This window comes from Hymenobacter negativus (assembly GCF_016056375.1).
Classification (GTDB): Bacteria; Bacteroidota; Bacteroidia; order Cytophagales; family Hymenobacteraceae; genus Hymenobacter; species Hymenobacter negativus_A.
In genome coordinates, this window is sequence record NZ_JAEDAE010000003.1 from 329765 (window position 1) to 347060 (window position 17296).

Below are 17296 nucleotides of genomic sequence, written 5' to 3' on the forward strand. Positions count from 1 at the left end.
GCTACAGTCCCAGCAACTCCTCGGCCGCCGCGAAGGGCGTGAGCTGCCCGGTGGCCACGGCCGCCTGCACCGCCGGCAGCCGCTCCCGCACCCTGGCATCGGCATAAAAACGCGATTCCAAGGCTTGCGCGATGCTTTGGTGCAGCCATTGCAACTGCTGCTGCTGCCGCCGCTGCCCGAAATAGCCACTGGCTCGGGTGGCGGCGGCATAATTTTCGATGACCTCCCACACAGCCCCGATGCCCGCCCCCTCCACCGCCGAGGTGAGCAGCACCGGCACCACCTGCCCCGACGGCGGCGCCGGAAACAGGTGCAGCGCGCTCTGGTAGTCTACTTTGGCGCGGCGGGCGGCCTTCTCGTTGCCGTGGTCGGCCTTGGTAATGCACAGGGCATCCGCCATTTCCATGATGCCGCGCTTCACGCCCTGCAGTTCGTCGCCGGCCCCGGCCAGCATCAGCAGCAGGAAGAAATCGACCAGGCCGTGCACCGTAGTTTCAGACTGGCCCACGCCCACGGTTTCCACGATAATGACGTCGTGGCCCGCTGCTTCGCACAGCAGCAGGGCCTCGCGCGTGGCCCGCGCCACCCCGCCCAGGCTGCTGCCAGCGGGCGAGGGCCGAATAAATGCGGCCGGCTGAGCCGAAAGCCAGGGCATCCGGGTTTTGTCGCCCAGAATGCTGCCGCCGCCGCGCTGGCTGCTAGGGTCCACGGCCAGCACGGCCAGCTTCAGGCCCTTGGTTTCGACCAGAAACCGGCCCAGCGCCTCTATAAACGTGCTTTTACCCACGCCCGGCACCCCCGTGATGCCTACCCGCAGGCTGCGCCCGGTGTGGGGCAGCACCGCCTGCAGCACCTCCTGGGCCAGGGCGTGGTCGCTGGGCAGCGTGCTTTCGACGAGGGTGATGGCGCGGCCCAGCACCGTGCGGGAGCCGGTCCGGATACCAGCGGCGTATTCGGCGGCGGAAAGGCGTTTGGGTGGCAATGTTTGGGCGGTTGGCGTTAGCTTGCGAATGCAAAGAACGGGCGTTTCGACAATCAATACGGCCACGGGGCGCAAATAGTCGACGCTACCGGCGCGCTGGCCGACTGCGGTTGGGCGAGCGGGCCGGCGCCGAGTTCTTTGTGTCCGCATCTTCGCCACCCCTTAGCGTAATTCTGCATGAAAGTCCCTTACTGCCTCTTATCCCTGGCCGCCTGGCTGGCCCTGCCCGCCACCGCCTTCGCCCAAAACGAGCTCAGCAACTTCTCGGCCACGGGCCGGGGCGGCGTTATCAACACCTTCGCCACGGACTATCAGGCCATCGGCATCAACCCCGCCAATCTGGGCCGCAGCACCAACTTCCGGGTGGCCTTCACCATTGGCGAAGTAGGGGCGGGCATCGGCTCGCAGTCGCTGTCCAAAACCACATTCAAGCACATTCTCTACGACGGCAGCCAGAGCATTGGGGCGGCAGAGAAAGCCACGCTGGTCGACCAGCTCAGCGGCGACAACGTGCTCAACCTGAACCTCGACACCAACCTGTTCGGCTTCGCCGTGACGCTGCCCAACGGCCTGGGCGGGCTGGCTTTCAGCAGCCGGCAGCGCATCGGCGGCCACCTGGCCCTCAACCGCAACGCCGCCGACATCATCATCAACGGCCAGAACGCCGCCGTGGTGAAGCAGTATTACCCCACGCCCAACACCAGCGGCACGCCCACGCCCACGGCGGCCAATGCGCCGCTCATTTCCACTGTGCTCGACGGCACCAGCATTCAGGCGGCCGTCACCAACGAGTTTAACGTGGCCTACGGCATTCAGGTGTTTCATAATGATGGCCTTAAGCTGTCGTTGGGCGCGGGCTACCGTTACATTCAGGGCATCGGCATTGCCGATATCCGGGTGAGCGGCGGCAGCCTGACGGCCTACACGTCGCTCTCGCCAGTGTTCGATGTGGACTACGGCGCGCTGGCTACCAATGCGTCCAACTTCAACTACGAGTCGGGCTCGGGCCTGAAACCGGTGGGCCACGGCAACGGCTTCGACGCCGGTTTATCGGCCGAAATCGGCAAAATCTTCCGCTTCGGCGCGGCCGTCACCGACATGGGCTCGATGACCTGGACCGGCAACGTGCTTGAAGCTTCCGACCAGAAGCTCCAGCAAACGGCTTCCACCGGCGTGCAGACCTACAACGTGTTCAAGGAAATCAGCTCGCAGTTCGACACCGACAAGCAGAACCTCTTCACCTACACCACCGCCAAAGAGCGCACGGCCGCCCTGCCCGCCAAGCTGCGCCTGGGTGGCGGCATTCGCATCAACAAATTCTTCGAAGCCGGCCTCGACCTTACCGCGCCCCTCAACAAAGTTGCCGGCAACCTCACCACCACTTTCGTGGGCCTCGGCGTCGACTACAAACCCCTCAACTGGCTGAAGCTGAGCAGCGGCTTCACGGGCGGCGCGGGCTACGGCAAGAGCCTGCCGCTGGGCCTCACCATCGTGTCGCCCATCTGGGAGGCCGGCATCAGCACCCGCGACGTGGTGGGCTTGTTCAGCGAAGATTCACCGTATAGCTCGGTGGCCCTTGGCGTACTGCGTTTCAAGATTGGGGCCAGCGAGTAGGCCGTTTGTCATGGCGGAGCATTTGTCATTGCGAGGCGTAGCCGAAGCAATCCGTCCTGTCAATACCAGACATTTTCTTTTACCAGAAAGCCCCGGTACCGCACAGTACCGGGGCTTTTTACATCTCAAGGCTTATTACATTGTACAGGACGGGTTGCTTCGTTCCGCTCGCAATGACAGCCGCTCTAATTCGGCACCACCACAAAAGCCGGCAGACCCAGCTTGCTGCGGCGGCCACCCAGCTTCAGGCCTTCGTCCACGTATTTACAGTCCTTGCCCAAGGCATTGGGCTGCTCAATGACGCCGAGGTTGGGGTTGTCCTCGCGGGCCACGTAGATGCGGCCGTCGGGCCCGAGCTGTAGGGCGCCGATTTTGCGGTTGGCCGACTTGCCGACCAGCGTTTTGCTTTTCGTTTTGAGGTCGAACTGCCAGATTTGGGTTTCGCCGCCGCCGGTGCCGTTGCAGGTGCCGTACACCTTGCTGCCGTCGGGCGAAAACTCCACGCCATAGGCCTCGGCAAAGGGGCCGAAGCTGCGCGGGTCGCTCACCTTGCCGGTATTGCGGTCGAAATCATAGATTTCAAACTTGTTGGTTTCGCGCCAGAGCGCGGCCGCCAGGTGCTTGCCGTCGGGCGAGAATTTGAGCGCGCCAATGGCGTTGCGGCCGGGGCCGGCGTTCATGCTGCCCACGTTGCTCATCAGCGGCTTGGCCGCTACGCCATCGGCCGTGACGAGGTAGCTCACGAAGGCGTTGGAGTTCCAGCGGTGGGCCACCACCCATACGTCCTTGCCGTTGGCGTGGCGCACGGCGGCCAGCTTTTCGGCCACCGGCTGAATGAGCAGCAGGTTCACGCGGGGCAGGTCGCCGAAGCCGTCGGCGCGGGTCATGTCCACGATGGAGTAGCGCAGGCCGTTGGGCGTGCCCTGCGGCGCCACCGTAAAGATGTAGAAGATGTTGCCCGAGCCGGGGTCGGGCACGATGAGGGCCGACTGGGTGCTGCTGCCGCTGCCCATCAGCTGGCGGCCGTTGGGCATGGGCTGGTGCTTGCGGTTCCATACGGTCTCGCCGTTGGTGTAGAAGAGGAGCTCACCCCTGGAGTTGGTGGCCACGGCGCAGCCCTCGTAGGTGCTCATCTTGCCGTCGTTCAGCGGCTTGGGGGTGTTGCCGTCGGCGAAAGTCAGGCCGGCTTGCTGGCCGAAATACCAGATATCGGTAGGGCGCTGGGCGCTGGCAGCCAGGGTGAGCAGCAGCGGCAGCAAGGCAAGAAAAAGGCGTTTCATGAGTAATCGGGGCAATTGGTAATGCGGAGTTAACGAAAAAACCGTGCCGGGTGGTGTAGCATCATAAGCGGCCCGACAAATCCCCTATTGCCCTGACTGGCCGCGCCAGCAGCAGCCACAGTACGCCCAACAACCCCAGCGGCGGCAGAAAATACAGGAAATGCAGCCCCGCCGGGTTGCCCAGCGCCAACGCAAATCCGTTGAGCGGCAGCAGCAAAGGCAACATTAAAACCAGCAGCCCCCACTGCCACCGGCACGACAGGAAGCGACTAAAAAGCAGCAGCGGCAGCAGCAGAATGGCATCGTAATACAAGTGGTAAGTGGTGAGTAGCGTGAGTGTACTCAGCACCAGAAACAGGTACCAGTCGGCCAGGGGCACCCGCTGCTGCCGCAGCCAGAGCAGCCGCAGCCCGGCTCCCAGCCATAGCACGCTGTGCAGCACCACGTGCCAAGAGCTGCTGCCGGGGCACAGCCATTCCAGCACGTTGGCCAGCTCCAGGCGCAGCGTCAGGCCCTGGGTGAGGGGGTAGTCAGGGTCGGCGGGGTCGAAGGACTGGGCGCGTACCTGGGCCAGCAGGTGCTGGTAGGTGGGCAATAAATCGGCTGGATAATTGGCCCAACAGAACGCCACCGTACTCAGCAGCGACCCCACAGCGGCGGCCACAGCCAGCGTCAGCCACTGCTTTTTCCAGAGAAACCACGCGGCGAAGGGCAGGAGCAGCGTGACTTTGAAGGCAGCAAGGCCCAGCAATACGCCGGTTGCTATTGGTTGCCAAAGTGGCTTTGTGCCCGCAATTTGTGAGACTGATGCGGCTTCGGAAATAACTGTCGCGGGTTGTTCATTTCTAGTATCGGTGCCATTAGCAGCACGCTGCACCCTGCGGCCCAGCGCCAGCGCCCCCACGCCCAGCGCCAACGCCGCAAACGTGGGCTGGCCGGTGAGCAGGGCCGGCACCGTGCCTTTCAGCGCCACGGCTGCCAGCAGAAACTGCCACCACGGCACCATTTCAGTGTTTTTGATGCGCAGCGCTTTGGGCCACAGCTTTGCCAGCAGCAGCAGGCTCAGCAGGGCCAGCGCATACCACAGCGGCCACGCCAGCGCATAGGGCAGCCGGCCGATGGTGAGTCCGAATAGCCCCGCCGCCCACGGCGGGTACAGAAAGGGCAGGTTGGGCAGCCCCGGCTGGGTGCGGCTGCGGATGTTTTCCTGCCGAATGATGCGTTGCCAGCCGCTTTTGAGCGTGGCGTCGGCGTAAGGGTTCTGGCCTTGGCGCAGCACGGCCTGGCCCACGTAGCAGGTGCGGAAATCCATGGGCCGGTCGGCGTCCGGGCGGGGCTCGCGCAGCACGCGGCTGACGTTGAACAGGGCAATTAAAACCAGAAAGAGCAGAAATAAGCGCGGCACAGCGGCAAGGTAGCAGCGCGAGCCATAACCGAAATGCTGCCCCGCGAAAGTTCGCGCTACTTCGCGGCCAGCTGCAGCAACTCGGCCGGCTCGTGGTGCTTTTCAAAATACGCGTAGCCCGGCATCAGCCCGCGCCAGAAGGCCAGGTGCGGGCTGGTGGCGTGCTTCGCCAGCTCTACTTCCGTGAGTGGAAACGGAAAAATGTGCACCGGAATGACCGCCTGCCCGGCGGCCCGGGCCGTAACGGCCAGTAAATACACTTCCTCGATGCCGGCATCGGTGATGGGCATGCAGCCGATGCTGGCTTCGCCGCCGTGGATGAAGATGTCGCCGCCGGGGTTGGGCTCGCCCAGCGCCAAATCGGCCGCGTTGGGGTAGTTGAGGCCCAGCGAGAGGTGGTAATTGCTCTTGGGGTTGAAGCGGTCGATTTCGTAGAAGCCTTCCGGCACCTGGTAGTCGCCGGCCCGGCGCTTGGGACCGAGCGAGCCCGAAGTGGCTGCCAATGGATATGCGTGGAGCAGCTCAAACGGACCACCGCCTTGGTTGCGCGCCCACACTTCCAGTTCCACCCGGGTTTTCACCAGGCGAAACATGATTTCGAGCCGGCGCGGGTCGAGGTAGTGGGTGCGCAGCAGGTTGGCCACGGCCGGGCCGGTAGCCGCTTCAGCAGCCCGCACGCGCGGAAACTGCCGCTGCTGCCTCCAGAAATCCGCCGGATTCGCGCCCGGCAGGCCACCGGCGGGCGGGGTGCAGGACTGGGCCAGCAGCTGAAAAACGGGCAATACCAACAGCACGCAGCACGAGAGTCGACGCAGCATAAAAAGAACCGTAATGAAGAGGAATGCGGCTACAACGGCATTCAGGAGTTTCTATTTTATGCCGATGATAAAAGTTCGCGCACCGCATCGGTAACGCCCACTTAATGGGCGCGGCGCGGCCTGCCCGCTACCTTCGCGTTGGCTGGCGCGGGTGTTGCTCCGCTCGGCCGCCCGCTTATGCACATTTCCGTCAAATACCGCCGTTTCGCGCCCTTACTGTCGCTGCTGGCGCTGCTCGGCTGCTCCGGCAACCCCAGCACCAAAGCCTCGCCCGAAGCCCCCGGCGTGCTGCCCGGTCCCATCGCCGGCACCGGCCAGACACTGCTTTCCAACGGCTGGAAGCTCAGCCCCGCCGGCACCACCACGCCCCTCGGCGACCTGCCCCTGAGCCTGCAAACCAGCCCCGACGGCCGCCTGGCCGCCGTAGTGAACACCGGCTGGGGCGAAAACTCGGTGCAGCTGCTCGACGCCGCCACCGGCCAGGTGCTCGATACCGAAGTGGTGCCTGCTGCCTGGGCCGGCCTCGCTTTCGCGCCCGATGGCCGCTCGCTCTACGCCTCTGGCGGGCAGCACAACCGCATTCACTGCTTCCACATCGAGGGCCAGAAGCTCCAGCCCGACAGCGCCTTCGTGCTGGGTGCGAAATGGCCGAAGCAGAAAATCGGCGTGGCCGGCCTCGCCGTCGATGGCCGCCGCAACGCGCTCTACGCCGTGACGCGGGAGGATAATTCGCTCTACACCTTCGACCTGAAAACGCGCCGCGTCCTGCGCACCCTCAGGCTGCCGGCCGAGGCATACGGCGCCCTGCTCAGTCCCGATGGTACGCGGCTCTACGTCACGCTCTGGGGCGGCCATGCGGTGGCGGTTTATGATACCGAAAAGCAACAGCTATTGGCTTCGATTCCCGTCGAAAGCCACCCCAACGACCTCGCCCTGACCCGCGACGGCCGCCGCCTGTTTGTGGCCAACGCTAACAGCAACTCGGTTTCCGTCATCGACACCCGCGCCGGCCTCGTCACCGAAACGCTGAATACGGCTCTTTTTCCCGCCTCGCCCGCCGGCAGCACACCCGATGGCCTGGCCCTGAGCGCCGACGACTCCCAACTCTTCATCGCCAATGCCGACAACAACTGCCTGGCCGTGTTTGATGTGCGGGAGCCCCGTGCCAGCCGTCCGCTGGGCTTCATCCCCACGGGCTGGTACCCCACGGCGGTGCGCGTGGTGGGCCAGCAGCTGTTGATTGCCAACGGCAAAGGCATCACTTCCAAGCCCAATCCCGACGGCCCCAACCCGGTGCGCGACGACGGCGAAAAGGGCAAAGGCTACATCGGCGGGTTGCTGCTGGGCTCGCTCTCGCGCCTGCCCGTGCCCGACGAAAAAGCTCTGGCTGCGTTCTCCGCCCAAGTTTATGCCAACACACCCTTCACCAAAGCCCGCGAGGCCGCGCCCGAAGTGCCCGTCGGCAGCCCCGTGCCCCAGCGCGTGGGCGAGGCCTCGCCCATCAGGCACGTCTTCTACATCATCAAGGAAAACCGCACCTACGACCAGGTGTTGGGTGATTTGCCGGCCGGCAACGGTGACGCCAGCCTCTGCCTCTTCCCCGAAAAAGTAACGCCCAACCACCACGCCCTCACCCGGGAGTTTGTGCTGCTCGATAATTTCTACGTGGATGCCGAAGTAAGTGCCGATGGCCACAACTGGAGCACCGCCGCCTACGCCACCGATTATGTCGAGAAGAACTGGCCGGTCAGCTACAGCGGCCGGGGCGGCGAGTACGATTTTGAAGGCCGCCGGGGCGAAGTAGCCGAGCCCAAAGACGGCTTCCTGTGGGACTATTGCCGCCGCGCCGGCCGCAGCTTCCGCAGTTACGGGGAATTTGTGTACAAGGGCAAAGCCAGCGTGCCGGCCCTCCAGGGCCACTTTTGCGAAGCCTACGCCGGCTTCGACCTGCACGTGCGCGACGTGAACCGCGAGCAAATCTGGGAGCAGGATTTCGACCGCCTCGTGGCCGCCAACCAACTGCCCGACCTCAGCATCATCCGCCTGCCCAACGACCACACCTACGGCGCCCGCAAGGGCGAACTCAGCCCCCTGAGCTATGCCGCCGACAACGACCTAGCCCTCGGCCGCCTCATCGAGCACCTCTCGAAAAGTCCCGTCTGGAAGGAGTCGGTGGTGATGATAGTGGAAGACGACGCCCAGAACGGCCCCGACCACATCGACGCGCACCGCTCCACGGCCTACCTGGTGGGGCCCTACATTCGCCGCCACGCCGTGGTGCACACCGCCTACACCACCTCGGGCATGCTGCGCACGCTGGAGCTCATTCTCGGCCTGCCGCCCATGAGCCAGTACGATGCCGCTGCCCTGCCGCTCTGGGCCTGCTTTACCGCCAAGCCCGATTTCAAACCCTACACCCTGCGCCCCGCCACCACGCCGCAGGACGTGCGCAACACCGCCTTCAACGCCCCCGCCCGCCGCTCCCTAAAGTTCGACCTGACCCGCGAAGACGCCGCCCCCGACCTTGCCTTCAACGAGAACATCTGGCAGGCCATTCGGGGCGAGCACAGCCGCATGCCCGCCCCACGCCGCAGCGCCGCCGTGCGCGAGGCGAAGGCTGAGCATGAAGAAGAAGAGGATTGAGTAAACGAAAACTCCCCTCCTTACCAAGGAGGAGACGCTGCCGCGCCGCGGCAGTTGGGGTGGTTGTTGGCATTGGGATAATTCCGAACGAAAGCCTGACGAGGCTGTTCAACGCCAACAACCACCCCCCGTTTCAGCTAAAGCTGAAACATCCCCTCCTTGGTGAGGGGAGTCCGACTGACCACACTTCTCAAGCTATGCAGCTCAAACCCCTCTTCACTTTCCTCACTGCCCTCACCAAAAATAACGAGCGGCCCTGGTTCCAGGAGCGCAAGGCCACCTACGACGCGTTACGCAAGCAATTTGAGGAAGACGCCGAGTTCTGGTACCAGGAGCTGGCTAAGCTGGACCCGGGCATCGCCGGCCCCGAAGGCCGCAAGAGCATCTTCCGCATCTACCGCGACGTGCGTTTTAGCAACAACAAAGACCCGTATAAAACGCACTTTTCGGCCTATTTCACCGCCAGCGGCAAGGATATTGAAACACCCGGCTACTACGTGCAGATTGGCCCCAATGGCAATACGCTCATCGGCGGCGGTTTCTACATGCCCGATAAAGCGCAACTGGCCGCCATCCGCCAGGAAATCGACTACAACGCCGACAAGCTGAAAGCCATTCTGGCCGCGCCCGATTTCCGGCGCTACTTCGGCACGATGAGCGGCGACAAGCTCAAAAAATCCCCTGCCGCCTATTCCGTCGACCACCCCGAAATCGAGCTGCTAAAGCACAAAAGCTTCACCGCCACGCACCAGCTGAGCGATGCCGAAGTGCTGAGCCACGCCGATTTTCGGGCCCACGTAGTGGACGTATTTGCGGCGATGGTGCCGTTCTGCCAGTTCCTGCGCGGCGCAATTGAGGCGTAGCGTGGACTTTGCGAGTCCGCGCCTGGGCTAGCTTCCGTTCACGAAGGCGCGGACTCGCAGAGTCCACGCTACATTACCAACCGATGGTTTCTTCCTCGTGGCCGGCGCGGAACAGGGCACTCTGCTTCTTGCCGTTGGCCTCAATATTCACGATGTTCATCTGGTCGGCGAAGGTGTCGAGCAGCACGGCCTGGCGCAGCTTCACGGCTGTGACCGGGCCGGGCAGGGGCACTTTGCAGTAGAACCAGCAGCCGTCGTTTTCGGCCTGCATGCCCAGCACTTGCAGCAGTAGCGGCTTGCCGCTGCTCACGCTCACCTGCAGGGTGCGCTGGAAGTACGCCGTGGCCAGCACCAGCGGACGCGGGCCGGCATCGGCGAGGTTAACGCGGGTGGGCTGGCCCTGCGAAAGCGCCTTTTCGAAGTCGTCAACGAAGACTTTAACTGAAAATTCCAGCTGCTTTTTAGCCGCGTTGTAGCGCATCTCCGTGATGGTGGAGTGATAGGCGTGAAACGCCGGCGCGGCCCCTGCCAGCGGAAAGAGGAGCAGCGCAGCCGCGAGGAGGGTGAGCAGGCGCATGGGGAAAGAATGATTTAAGAGTGCTGATGTGAGAGGTTTCCGTCATCCTGAGCGCAGCGAAGGACCTTATCACGCTGAAACAACGGCAGTAACCAAGTAAGTTACCTGCATCGTTCAATCGTGGTAAGGTCCTTCGCTGCGCTCAGGATGACAGGTATAAGTTCCGTTTAGTGGAACAGCTTCATCACCTGCTTGAACACAATCACATACGCCATCAGGGCCAGAATCAGGACCGTGCCCACGCGCTGGGCGCCTTCCAGAAACTTGTCCGATGGCTTGCGGCGCAGAATCATCTCGTAGAGCAGGAACACCACGTGGCCGCCATCGAGGGCCGGAATGGGCAGCAGGTTCATAAAGGCCAGCACCATGCTCAGGCCGCCGGCCAGGCCCCAGAAGTGCTGCCAGTCCCAGGTACCGCCGAACTGCTGCGCAATCTCCACCGGCCCGCCCAGGCTTTCCGATGCCGATGCTTCGCCTTTGAAAATTTTGCCGAAGGCCCGCGCCTGTAAGCCAATCACCCCAAAGGCCTTGCTTACGCCCTGCGGAATGGACTCGGCCAGCGTGTACTTGCGGGTGCCGAGCTGCAGGGTCGACTTGCGCTCGAAGCCGATGCGGCCCGAACTGGTGACGGCAATGTTCAGCGTGAGGGGCTGGCCACCGCGCTGCACCTGCACGGGCACGGTCTTGTCCTTGTTGGCCAGCAGCACGGCTTGGAGCTCATCGAAGAATTGCACCGGCTGCCCGGCCACGTTCGTAATCACGTCGCCCACCTGCAGGCCGGCTTTGGCGGCGTTGCCGCCGGGCGTCACGCGGTCCACGGCGAAGGTTTCGCGGGGGCGCACCAGCAGGCTGTCGGCGCTCTGCTTGCCAAATTTGTCGAGGAAGTTTTTTGGAATTTTGATGTCTTCCAGCTGCCCATTGCGCTCCACGGTGTAGTAGGAGTTGTCGCCCATAATGACCTCGGGCTTGTACACATCATCGAACTCATCGAACGGGCGGCCGTTGATTTTCACAATCTTGTCGCCGGTGCGGAAGCCGATTTCGCGGCCCAAGCCGTTGGGCAGAATGCCGTAGCGGGCCTCCGAAGCCGGCAGAAACGTGTCGCCGTAATGGAACGTCATCGCCCCGAAGATGATGATGCCCAGCACCACGTTCATGATGATGCCGCCGAGCATCACCAGCAGGCGCTGCCAGGCGGGCTTGCCGCGGAACTCGTCGGGCTGCGGCGGGCCGGCCAGGGCCGAGGCGTCCTGCGTCTCGTCAATCATGCCGTGAATCTGCACGTACCCGCCCAGCGGGAACCAACCAATGCCGTATTCCGTCTCGCCAATCTTCTTTTTCAGAAGCGCGAAATTGGCCACGTTGGGCATCGGAAACAGGAAGTCGAAGAAGATGTAGAACTTATCGACCCGGATTTTAAAGAGCTTGGCGAAGGCGAAATGGCCGAATTCGTGCAAGCCAACGAGGATAGAAAGTGCCAGCACAAGCTGGCCAATCATGGTGAGGATAGCCAAGGGGAATTTTTATTAATCTGTTATCGTGAGCATGTCGCGCATTAAGCGAGGTCGAAGGGCCTTATCACGCTCGCGCTGCATGTATGAGTAAATCTGACGAAAGTAGCCGTGATAAGATGCTTCCTTCGTCAGCATGACAAAAGTTGTCAGACCAGGCTTTCGGCCAACTGCCGCGTTTCCGCGTCGGTAGCCACCAGGTCGGCCAATATCGGCTCTGCAAGGTACGATACCCGCGCCAGGCACTCGGCCACTAGGTCTGACATTTGACGGAAGCCCACCTGCTCCCGCAAAAATGCGGCCACGGCCACTTCGTTGGCCGCGTTGAGCACGCAGGGCGCGTTGCCACCGCGCCGCATGGCCCCGAAGGCCAGCTCCAGGTTGGGAAATGCCACGCGGTCGGGCGCCTCAAACGTGAGCGTAGGGTAATCGAGAAAGGAGAAGCGCGGGAAGGTGTTGGCCAGCCGCTGCGGGTAGCCCAGCGCGTACTGGATGGGCAGTTTCATATCGGGCAAACCGAGCTGGGCTTTCAGCGAGCCGTCCTCGAACTGCACCAGCGAGTGCACGATGCTTTGCGGGTGCACCACCACGTCAATCTGCTCATCGCGCAGGCTGAAGAGCCACTTGGCTTCGATGACTTCCAGGCCCTTGTTCATGAGCGAAGCCGAGTCGATGGTGATTTTGGCGCCCATCTCCCAGTTGGGGTGTTTCAGGGCCTGGGCCTTGGTCACGGCCTCCATCTCGCGGGCCGAGCGGCCGCGGAAGGGGCCGCCCGAGGCGGTGAGAATGATTTTCTCGATGGGGTTCACTTCCTCGCCCACCAAGCACTGGAAAATGGCCGAGTGCTCCGAATCGACGGGCAGCAGGCGCACTTTGTGCTGTTTGATGAGGCTGGTAATCAGCTCGCCGGCCACCACCAGGGTTTCCTTGTTGGCGAGGGCAATGTCCTTGCCGGCCCGGATGGCGGCCACCGTGGGCAGCAGTCCGGCGTAGCCCATGAGGGCGGTAAGCACGATGTCGATTTCGGGCCGGGTAACTACTTCGGCCAGGGCTGCGGCGCCGGCCAGCACCTCGGTTTCGGGCTGGTCGGCCAGGGCGGCTTTCAGGGATTGGTACAGGCTGTCATCGCCGATAACCACGGCGGCGGGCCGAAACTCCCGCGCCTGCTGCGCCAGCAGTTCCCACTGCCGCTGCGCGCTGAGCACCGCCACCCGGAACCGGCCCGGCTGCTGCCGCACCACCTCCAGCGCCTGCGTACCAATGGAACCCGTTGCGCCTAGCAGGGCCAGCGTTTTTACCTTCTTTTCTTCAAGCATAATGATGCAAACACGGAAACGGCGCAAAAGTACGCTGCCCCTGCGCTCACCAACCAGATTGTCATGCCGACGCACGAGGAACCCGAAGTAAGCAGTTCTGACCACTTCACTCAGATTCCTCCTGCGTCGGAATGACAGGGCAACGGACGGTTACACCCGCTTGAGGGTGGCCGTCACAAACTGGTCGACTACGCCCGCAATGGATTTTACCTCGGCCACCACACTTTCCGTGAGCTGAGCGGGGCCACCGGGAGGCGTGGTGCGCTCGGCCAGGGCGCTGAGGCGGGAAAGCTGCCCGCCAATGGCCCGGTACACGGGGTTCCAGAGCACGGCGGTGCTGTCGGCGTGTGCGCCCAGGGTGCGGCGCAGCTCCAGCAGGCGCATCACCAAGCCGGCCAAAGTGGCCAGCAGTTCGCGCTCGACGGGGGCAAACTGCCGGGGCGGGCCGTCGTACACGCACAGCGAGCCGAGGTTGTAGCCGTCGGGGGTGCGCAGGTTGTGGCCGGCATAAAAGCTCAGGCCCAGCTGCTGAAGCAAGGAAATATCGACGCCGGGCGCGCTGGCCTTATTCATGTCTTCGTACACCGCCGTTTCGTCCTGCAGAATGGTGGCCGAGCACATGCTTTGTCCGCGCGGTACCCGCTCGATGGCCACCGGCAGGTTGTAAGGCGCTTTCACCAGCACTTCGTCCTTTTCCACAATGGAGAGCATGGCGTTGGAAACGCCGAAGAGCCGGGCCGTGGCGGCCACCACATCATCCAGCACTTTTTCGCTGCGTGCGTCCAGCAACTGGTAGCCTTCGAGGGCGTGCAGCCGGGCCGCGTCGTTGGCCGGTATCAGGGAACTAGAAGTATCAACCAAAATAAAAAGAGGTAAATAGGAGCGGCTGGTAAGAAGCGCTTGGTTCTGGCCGGCCACGGGAGCGGACGCGGTTACCGCCGAGCTTTCAGGTGCTGCTTGTACCCCGGGCAGCGGGCCAGGGTTACGTGATTGCACCGGGTTGAGGGGGCGGTTTTCAACGCAAACCCCAAACAGGTCAGGAAAATTCTCCGACGAGTTGTGCTGGCGCGGCTACTTGCGGCGCAGGGTGTTAGCCACCAACTGGTCCAAGTTGGCCACAATGCTGCTGGCTTCCTGCGCCACGGCCGGGGCAAGCGGGCCATTGGGCGGACCTGCGTGCTGGGCCAGGTTATTGAGCACCGCCAGCTGTTCGCTCATACTACGGTAAATAGTGCCCCAAAGCAGCGCCGTGAGGCCGGAATGTGGCCCCATCACGCGGCGCAGCTCCAGTAGGTGCATGACCAGGGCGGCCAGCTGGCTCAGCAGGTGGCGCTCGGCGGACGGGAAGTGGCGGGGCGGGCCATCGAAGAGGCAGAGCGTACCGATGTTGTAGCCGTCGTCCGTGCGCAGGTTGTGGCCGGCGTAGAAATGCAGCCCCAATTGCAGAATCAACGAAATATCGACGCCCGGCGCGCTCTTTTGGTTGAGGTCTTCGAATACGGCCGTCTCGTTTTGCAGAACGGTGGCCGAGCACAGGCTTTGCTCGCGGGGCAGACGCTCGAGGGGTACCGGCAGGTTGTAAGGCGCTTTGAGCAGTACTGTAGTGCCCTCCACCATGGTGAGCATGGCGTTGGAAACCCGGAAGAGGTGGGCGGTGGCGGCCACCACATCGTCGAGGATTTGCTCGCGGTGCGCGTCCAGCAGCCGGTAGCGGCCGAGGGCCTGGAGGCGGGCCGCGTCATCGGCCGGAAGCAGGATGTTCGGTAGAGCAGTCAAGGCCAGGAGCTGAAGTGTAGATGAAGATACGCAGAATGACCGAAAATGTGACGTGCCCGCGTCCAGCCGCCCGGGCGCCGCCCGTTACCTTTGGTGCCGTGTCTGGTTTTCCCGAAAATATTCTCGACTACGACGTCGCCATCATCGGTGCCGGGCCGGCGGGCACGGCCTGCGCGCTGGCTTTGCGCCACAGCGGCCTGCGCGTGGCCCTGCTCGACAAGGCCCAGTTCCCGCGCGACAAGGTGTGCGGCGACGCCGTGCCCGGCCAGGCCTTCAAGGCTCTGCGCCAACTCGACCCCGCCTTCGTGGATGAATTATGGCAGCTGCAGCCGCGCGACGACGTGCGCGACTCCCGCCTCGTGGCTCCCAGCGGCGCCGGCCTCACGCTGCAATGGAAGCTGCCTAGCTTCAACAGCCCCCGCGAAACCTTCGACGCGGCTCTGCTGGGTTTGGTGCGGGCCCATTCCGACACCACTATTCTGGAAAACACGGGTCTTAAAGGCCTGGAGGTGATGCCCGAGGCCGTGCGCCTGCACCTGGCCGAAGGCGCCGAGCTGACCTGCGGCGTGGTAATAGGTTGCGACGGCGCCAACTCCGTGGTGGGCCGCAAGCTGCTGCCCGCCCCGCTCGACCGCGCCCACCACTGCGCCGGCGTGCGGGCCTACTACGAAAACGTGGGCGGCGCCAGCAGCGGCACCACGGAGTTCTTTCTCAGCAGCGACTACCTGGCTGGTTACGTGTGGCTGTTTCCGGTGGGGGAGGGGCGCTGCAACGTGGGCCTGGGCATGTTGTCCGAAATTGTGTCGGAACACAAAGTCGACCTCAAAGAGACGCTGACCCACGTGCTGGCCACCCACCCCGAGCTGGCCGGCCGCTTTGCCCAGGCCCGGCAATTGGGGCCCATAGTGGGCTTCGGTCTGCCGCTGGGCGGGGGGCGCACTCGGCGCATTAGTGGCGGCCGGTTCATGCTGTGCGGCGACGCGGCTTCGCTGATTGACCCCCTTCAGGGCCACGGCATCGATACGGCTATTCAGAGCGGAATACTAGCGGGCGCGCAGGCTGCGTCCTGCTTTGAAAAACAAGATTTCAGCGCCGAATTCATGCGGCAGTATGATGCGCGCGTAGAGCATAAAATCGGCCGGAAGCTGGCCAAAAGCTACCGCCTCATGCGCTTCCTCAGCAACAAAGCGTGGCTGGTGAATGCGGCCGTGTGCCTGGCCCGCGTGCCGGGGCTCAAACCGTGGGTGCAGAAGGCAATTGGATAGCAAGCTGAAGTTGGTGGCCCATGGCACAGCGACAGTTTTAATGTGCTTTTAATCTATTTGGGCTAAGAATAAGCCGTTTTGAGCAGCCGCGTACGGATGAGGTTCGTACAAGCAGGCACCTCATTCACTGTTCCTTATTCCTGCTCATTATGGCTAATCGACTCTCACCGGCCGCAGCCGGCTTTGCTTCGCTGCCCCGTTTCGCGCGCCTGACGGCCGCCGCCGGGCTTCTGGTCCTGCTGCCGGGTTGCTCCAAAGATGACGACACGCCGGCCGTCACCAATCCCGCTCAAATCTCCGTGCGGCAAGCCGGCATCTATCCCGAAGGCATTCAGTGGGACGAAGCCAACAAGCGCTTCTACGTGAGTTCCCGCGCCAAAGGCACCGTGGGCACCGTGCGCGACGACAGCACCTACACGGAGTTTGGTAAGGATTCCAAGCTGATTTCCACTATCGGCCTCAACCTCGATGCCTCGCGCTCGCGCCTGCTGGCGGCCGTGTCCGACAACGGCTTTAATCCCAGCGTGGTGAATGCCCCGACCAAAGGCAAACTGGCCGCCCTGGCCATCTTCAACACGAGCACCGGCGCGCTGAGCAGCTTCGTGGACTTAGGCGGCCTGGCCGACCCTGGGAGGAACCCCAACCACTTCGCCAACGACATTGCCGTAGACAAAGACGGCAACGCCTACATCACCGACAGCATGTCGCCTATTATCTACAAGGTTGATTTGCAAGGCAAAGCCACGGTTTTTCTGGAAAACAGCCAACTCAGCGGCGGCTCCGGCTTTGGCCTTAACGGCATCGTGTACCACCCCGACGGCTACCTGCTCACGGCCAAAACCAGCGACGGCACGCTGTACAAAGTGCCTGTCGGCAATCCCCTCGGCTTCACTACGGTAGCCAAGACGCAAAGCCTGGTGGGCGCCGACGGCCTGCTGCTGTTCGACAACAACACCCTGCTGGTGGTGGCCGGCAGCCAAGGCACCGTGTTCCGCATGGCCAGCACCGATGCCTGGGCCAGCACCACGGCCACGGGCAGCTTCGCCACGGGCGCCGTGAGCCCCACCACCATCACCAAGCGCGGCTCCGACGCCTACGTGCTGTACCCGTACAGCGCCACGGCCCCGCGCTTCCGCATCGTGAAAGCGGCGTTTTAAAACCCGGCTCAAGAAGTAAAATGCGCCCTTGTGCGTCTGCTGGCCGGTGGCCGGCCGATGCGCAAGGGCGTTGTAACGTCGGCACATTC

The 17296-nt window shown here is 63.2% G+C and carries 14 protein-coding genes; 5 read left to right on the plus strand and 9 right to left on the minus strand.

Features of this window, described 5'->3' with window-relative positions; all coding sequences use genetic code 11:
• Position 1 precedes the first annotated feature (1 nt).
• Positions 2-982 carry a methylmalonyl Co-A mutase-associated GTPase MeaB gene (gene meaB, locus I7X13_RS09435; protein ID WP_233454729.1) on the minus strand — a complete coding sequence of 327 codons (981 nt, stop codon included), beginning with the start codon at positions 980-982 and terminating at the stop codon, positions 2-4.
• Positions 983-1159: 177 nt separating this feature from the next.
• Between meaB and I7X13_RS09440 the strand changes: the two genes are divergently transcribed.
• Entirely contained in the window at positions 1160-2596 is a 1437-nt protein-coding gene (locus I7X13_RS09440) for a DUF5723 family protein (RefSeq protein WP_198075286.1), read from the plus strand.
• Positions 2597-2781: 185 nt separating this feature from the next.
• Here the strand turns inward: I7X13_RS09440 and I7X13_RS09445 are convergent, their stop codons facing one another.
• The 3 genes from I7X13_RS09445 to I7X13_RS09455 all read right to left on the minus strand — a co-directional run bounded on the left by I7X13_RS09445 (position 2782) and on the right by I7X13_RS09455 (position 6099).
• A complete protein-coding gene (locus I7X13_RS09445) occupies positions 2782-3876 on the minus strand; it encodes a TolB family protein (RefSeq protein ID WP_198075287.1) in 1095 nt (364 codons plus the stop codon).
• A 61-nt stretch (positions 3877-3937) separates the two neighbouring features.
• Positions 3938-5281, minus strand: coding sequence for a glycosyltransferase family 87 protein (locus I7X13_RS09450; protein ID WP_198075288.1), 1344 nt, complete (start codon positions 5279-5281; stop codon positions 3938-3940).
• 56 nt (positions 5282-5337) lie between these two features.
• Entirely contained in the window at positions 5338-6099 is a 762-nt protein-coding gene (locus I7X13_RS09455; protein WP_198075289.1) for a L,D-transpeptidase family protein, read from the minus strand.
• 177 nt (positions 6100-6276) lie between these two features.
• Between I7X13_RS09455 and I7X13_RS09460 the strand changes: the two genes are divergently transcribed.
• Positions 6277-8742, plus strand: coding sequence for a bifunctional YncE family protein/alkaline phosphatase family protein (locus I7X13_RS09460; RefSeq protein WP_198075290.1), 2466 nt, complete (start codon positions 6277-6279; stop codon positions 8740-8742).
• 197 nt (positions 8743-8939) lie between these two features.
• Positions 8940-9605: a DUF2461 domain-containing protein gene (locus I7X13_RS09465; RefSeq protein WP_198075291.1), complete on the plus strand. Its 666-nt coding sequence runs from the start codon at positions 8940-8942 to the stop codon at positions 9603-9605.
• Positions 9606-9678: 73 nt separating this feature from the next.
• Here I7X13_RS09465 and I7X13_RS09470 read toward each other — a convergent pair whose 3' ends face one another.
• The 5 genes from I7X13_RS09470 to I7X13_RS09490 form a co-directional block, all read right to left on the minus strand.
• Positions 9679-10182, minus strand: a complete 504-nt coding sequence (locus I7X13_RS09470) for a DUF6702 family protein (RefSeq protein WP_198075292.1) — start codon at positions 10180-10182, stop codon at positions 9679-9681.
• A 167-nt stretch (positions 10183-10349) separates the two neighbouring features.
• Entirely contained in the window at positions 10350-11696 is a 1347-nt protein-coding gene (gene rseP, locus I7X13_RS09475; RefSeq protein WP_198075293.1) for an RIP metalloprotease RseP, read from the minus strand.
• A 146-nt stretch (positions 11697-11842) separates the two neighbouring features.
• Positions 11843-13009 carry a 1-deoxy-D-xylulose-5-phosphate reductoisomerase gene (locus tag I7X13_RS09480; protein WP_198075294.1) on the minus strand — a complete coding sequence of 389 codons (1167 nt, stop codon included), beginning with the start codon at positions 13007-13009 and terminating at the stop codon, positions 11843-11845.
• A gap of 150 nt (positions 13010-13159) precedes the next feature.
• Positions 13160-13870, minus strand: coding sequence for a GAF domain-containing protein (locus I7X13_RS09485; protein ID WP_198075295.1), 711 nt, complete (start codon positions 13868-13870; stop codon positions 13160-13162).
• 210 nt (positions 13871-14080) lie between these two features.
• Positions 14081-14785: a GAF domain-containing protein gene (locus I7X13_RS09490; RefSeq protein WP_198067803.1), complete on the minus strand. Its 705-nt coding sequence runs from the start codon at positions 14783-14785 to the stop codon at positions 14081-14083.
• Positions 14786-14883: 98 nt separating this feature from the next.
• Here I7X13_RS09490 and I7X13_RS09495 point away from each other — a divergent pair, with 98 nt between their 5' ends.
• Together I7X13_RS09495 and I7X13_RS09500 are read left to right on the plus strand one after the other, a co-directional pair.
• Positions 14884-16050, plus strand: a complete 1167-nt coding sequence (locus tag I7X13_RS09495) for an NAD(P)/FAD-dependent oxidoreductase (protein ID WP_198075296.1) — start codon at positions 14884-14886, stop codon at positions 16048-16050.
• Between the two features lie 149 nt (positions 16051-16199).
• Positions 16200-17207, plus strand: coding sequence for an SMP-30/gluconolactonase/LRE family protein (locus I7X13_RS09500; RefSeq protein WP_198075297.1), 1008 nt, complete (start codon positions 16200-16202; stop codon positions 17205-17207).
• Positions 17208-17296 lie beyond the last annotated feature (89 nt).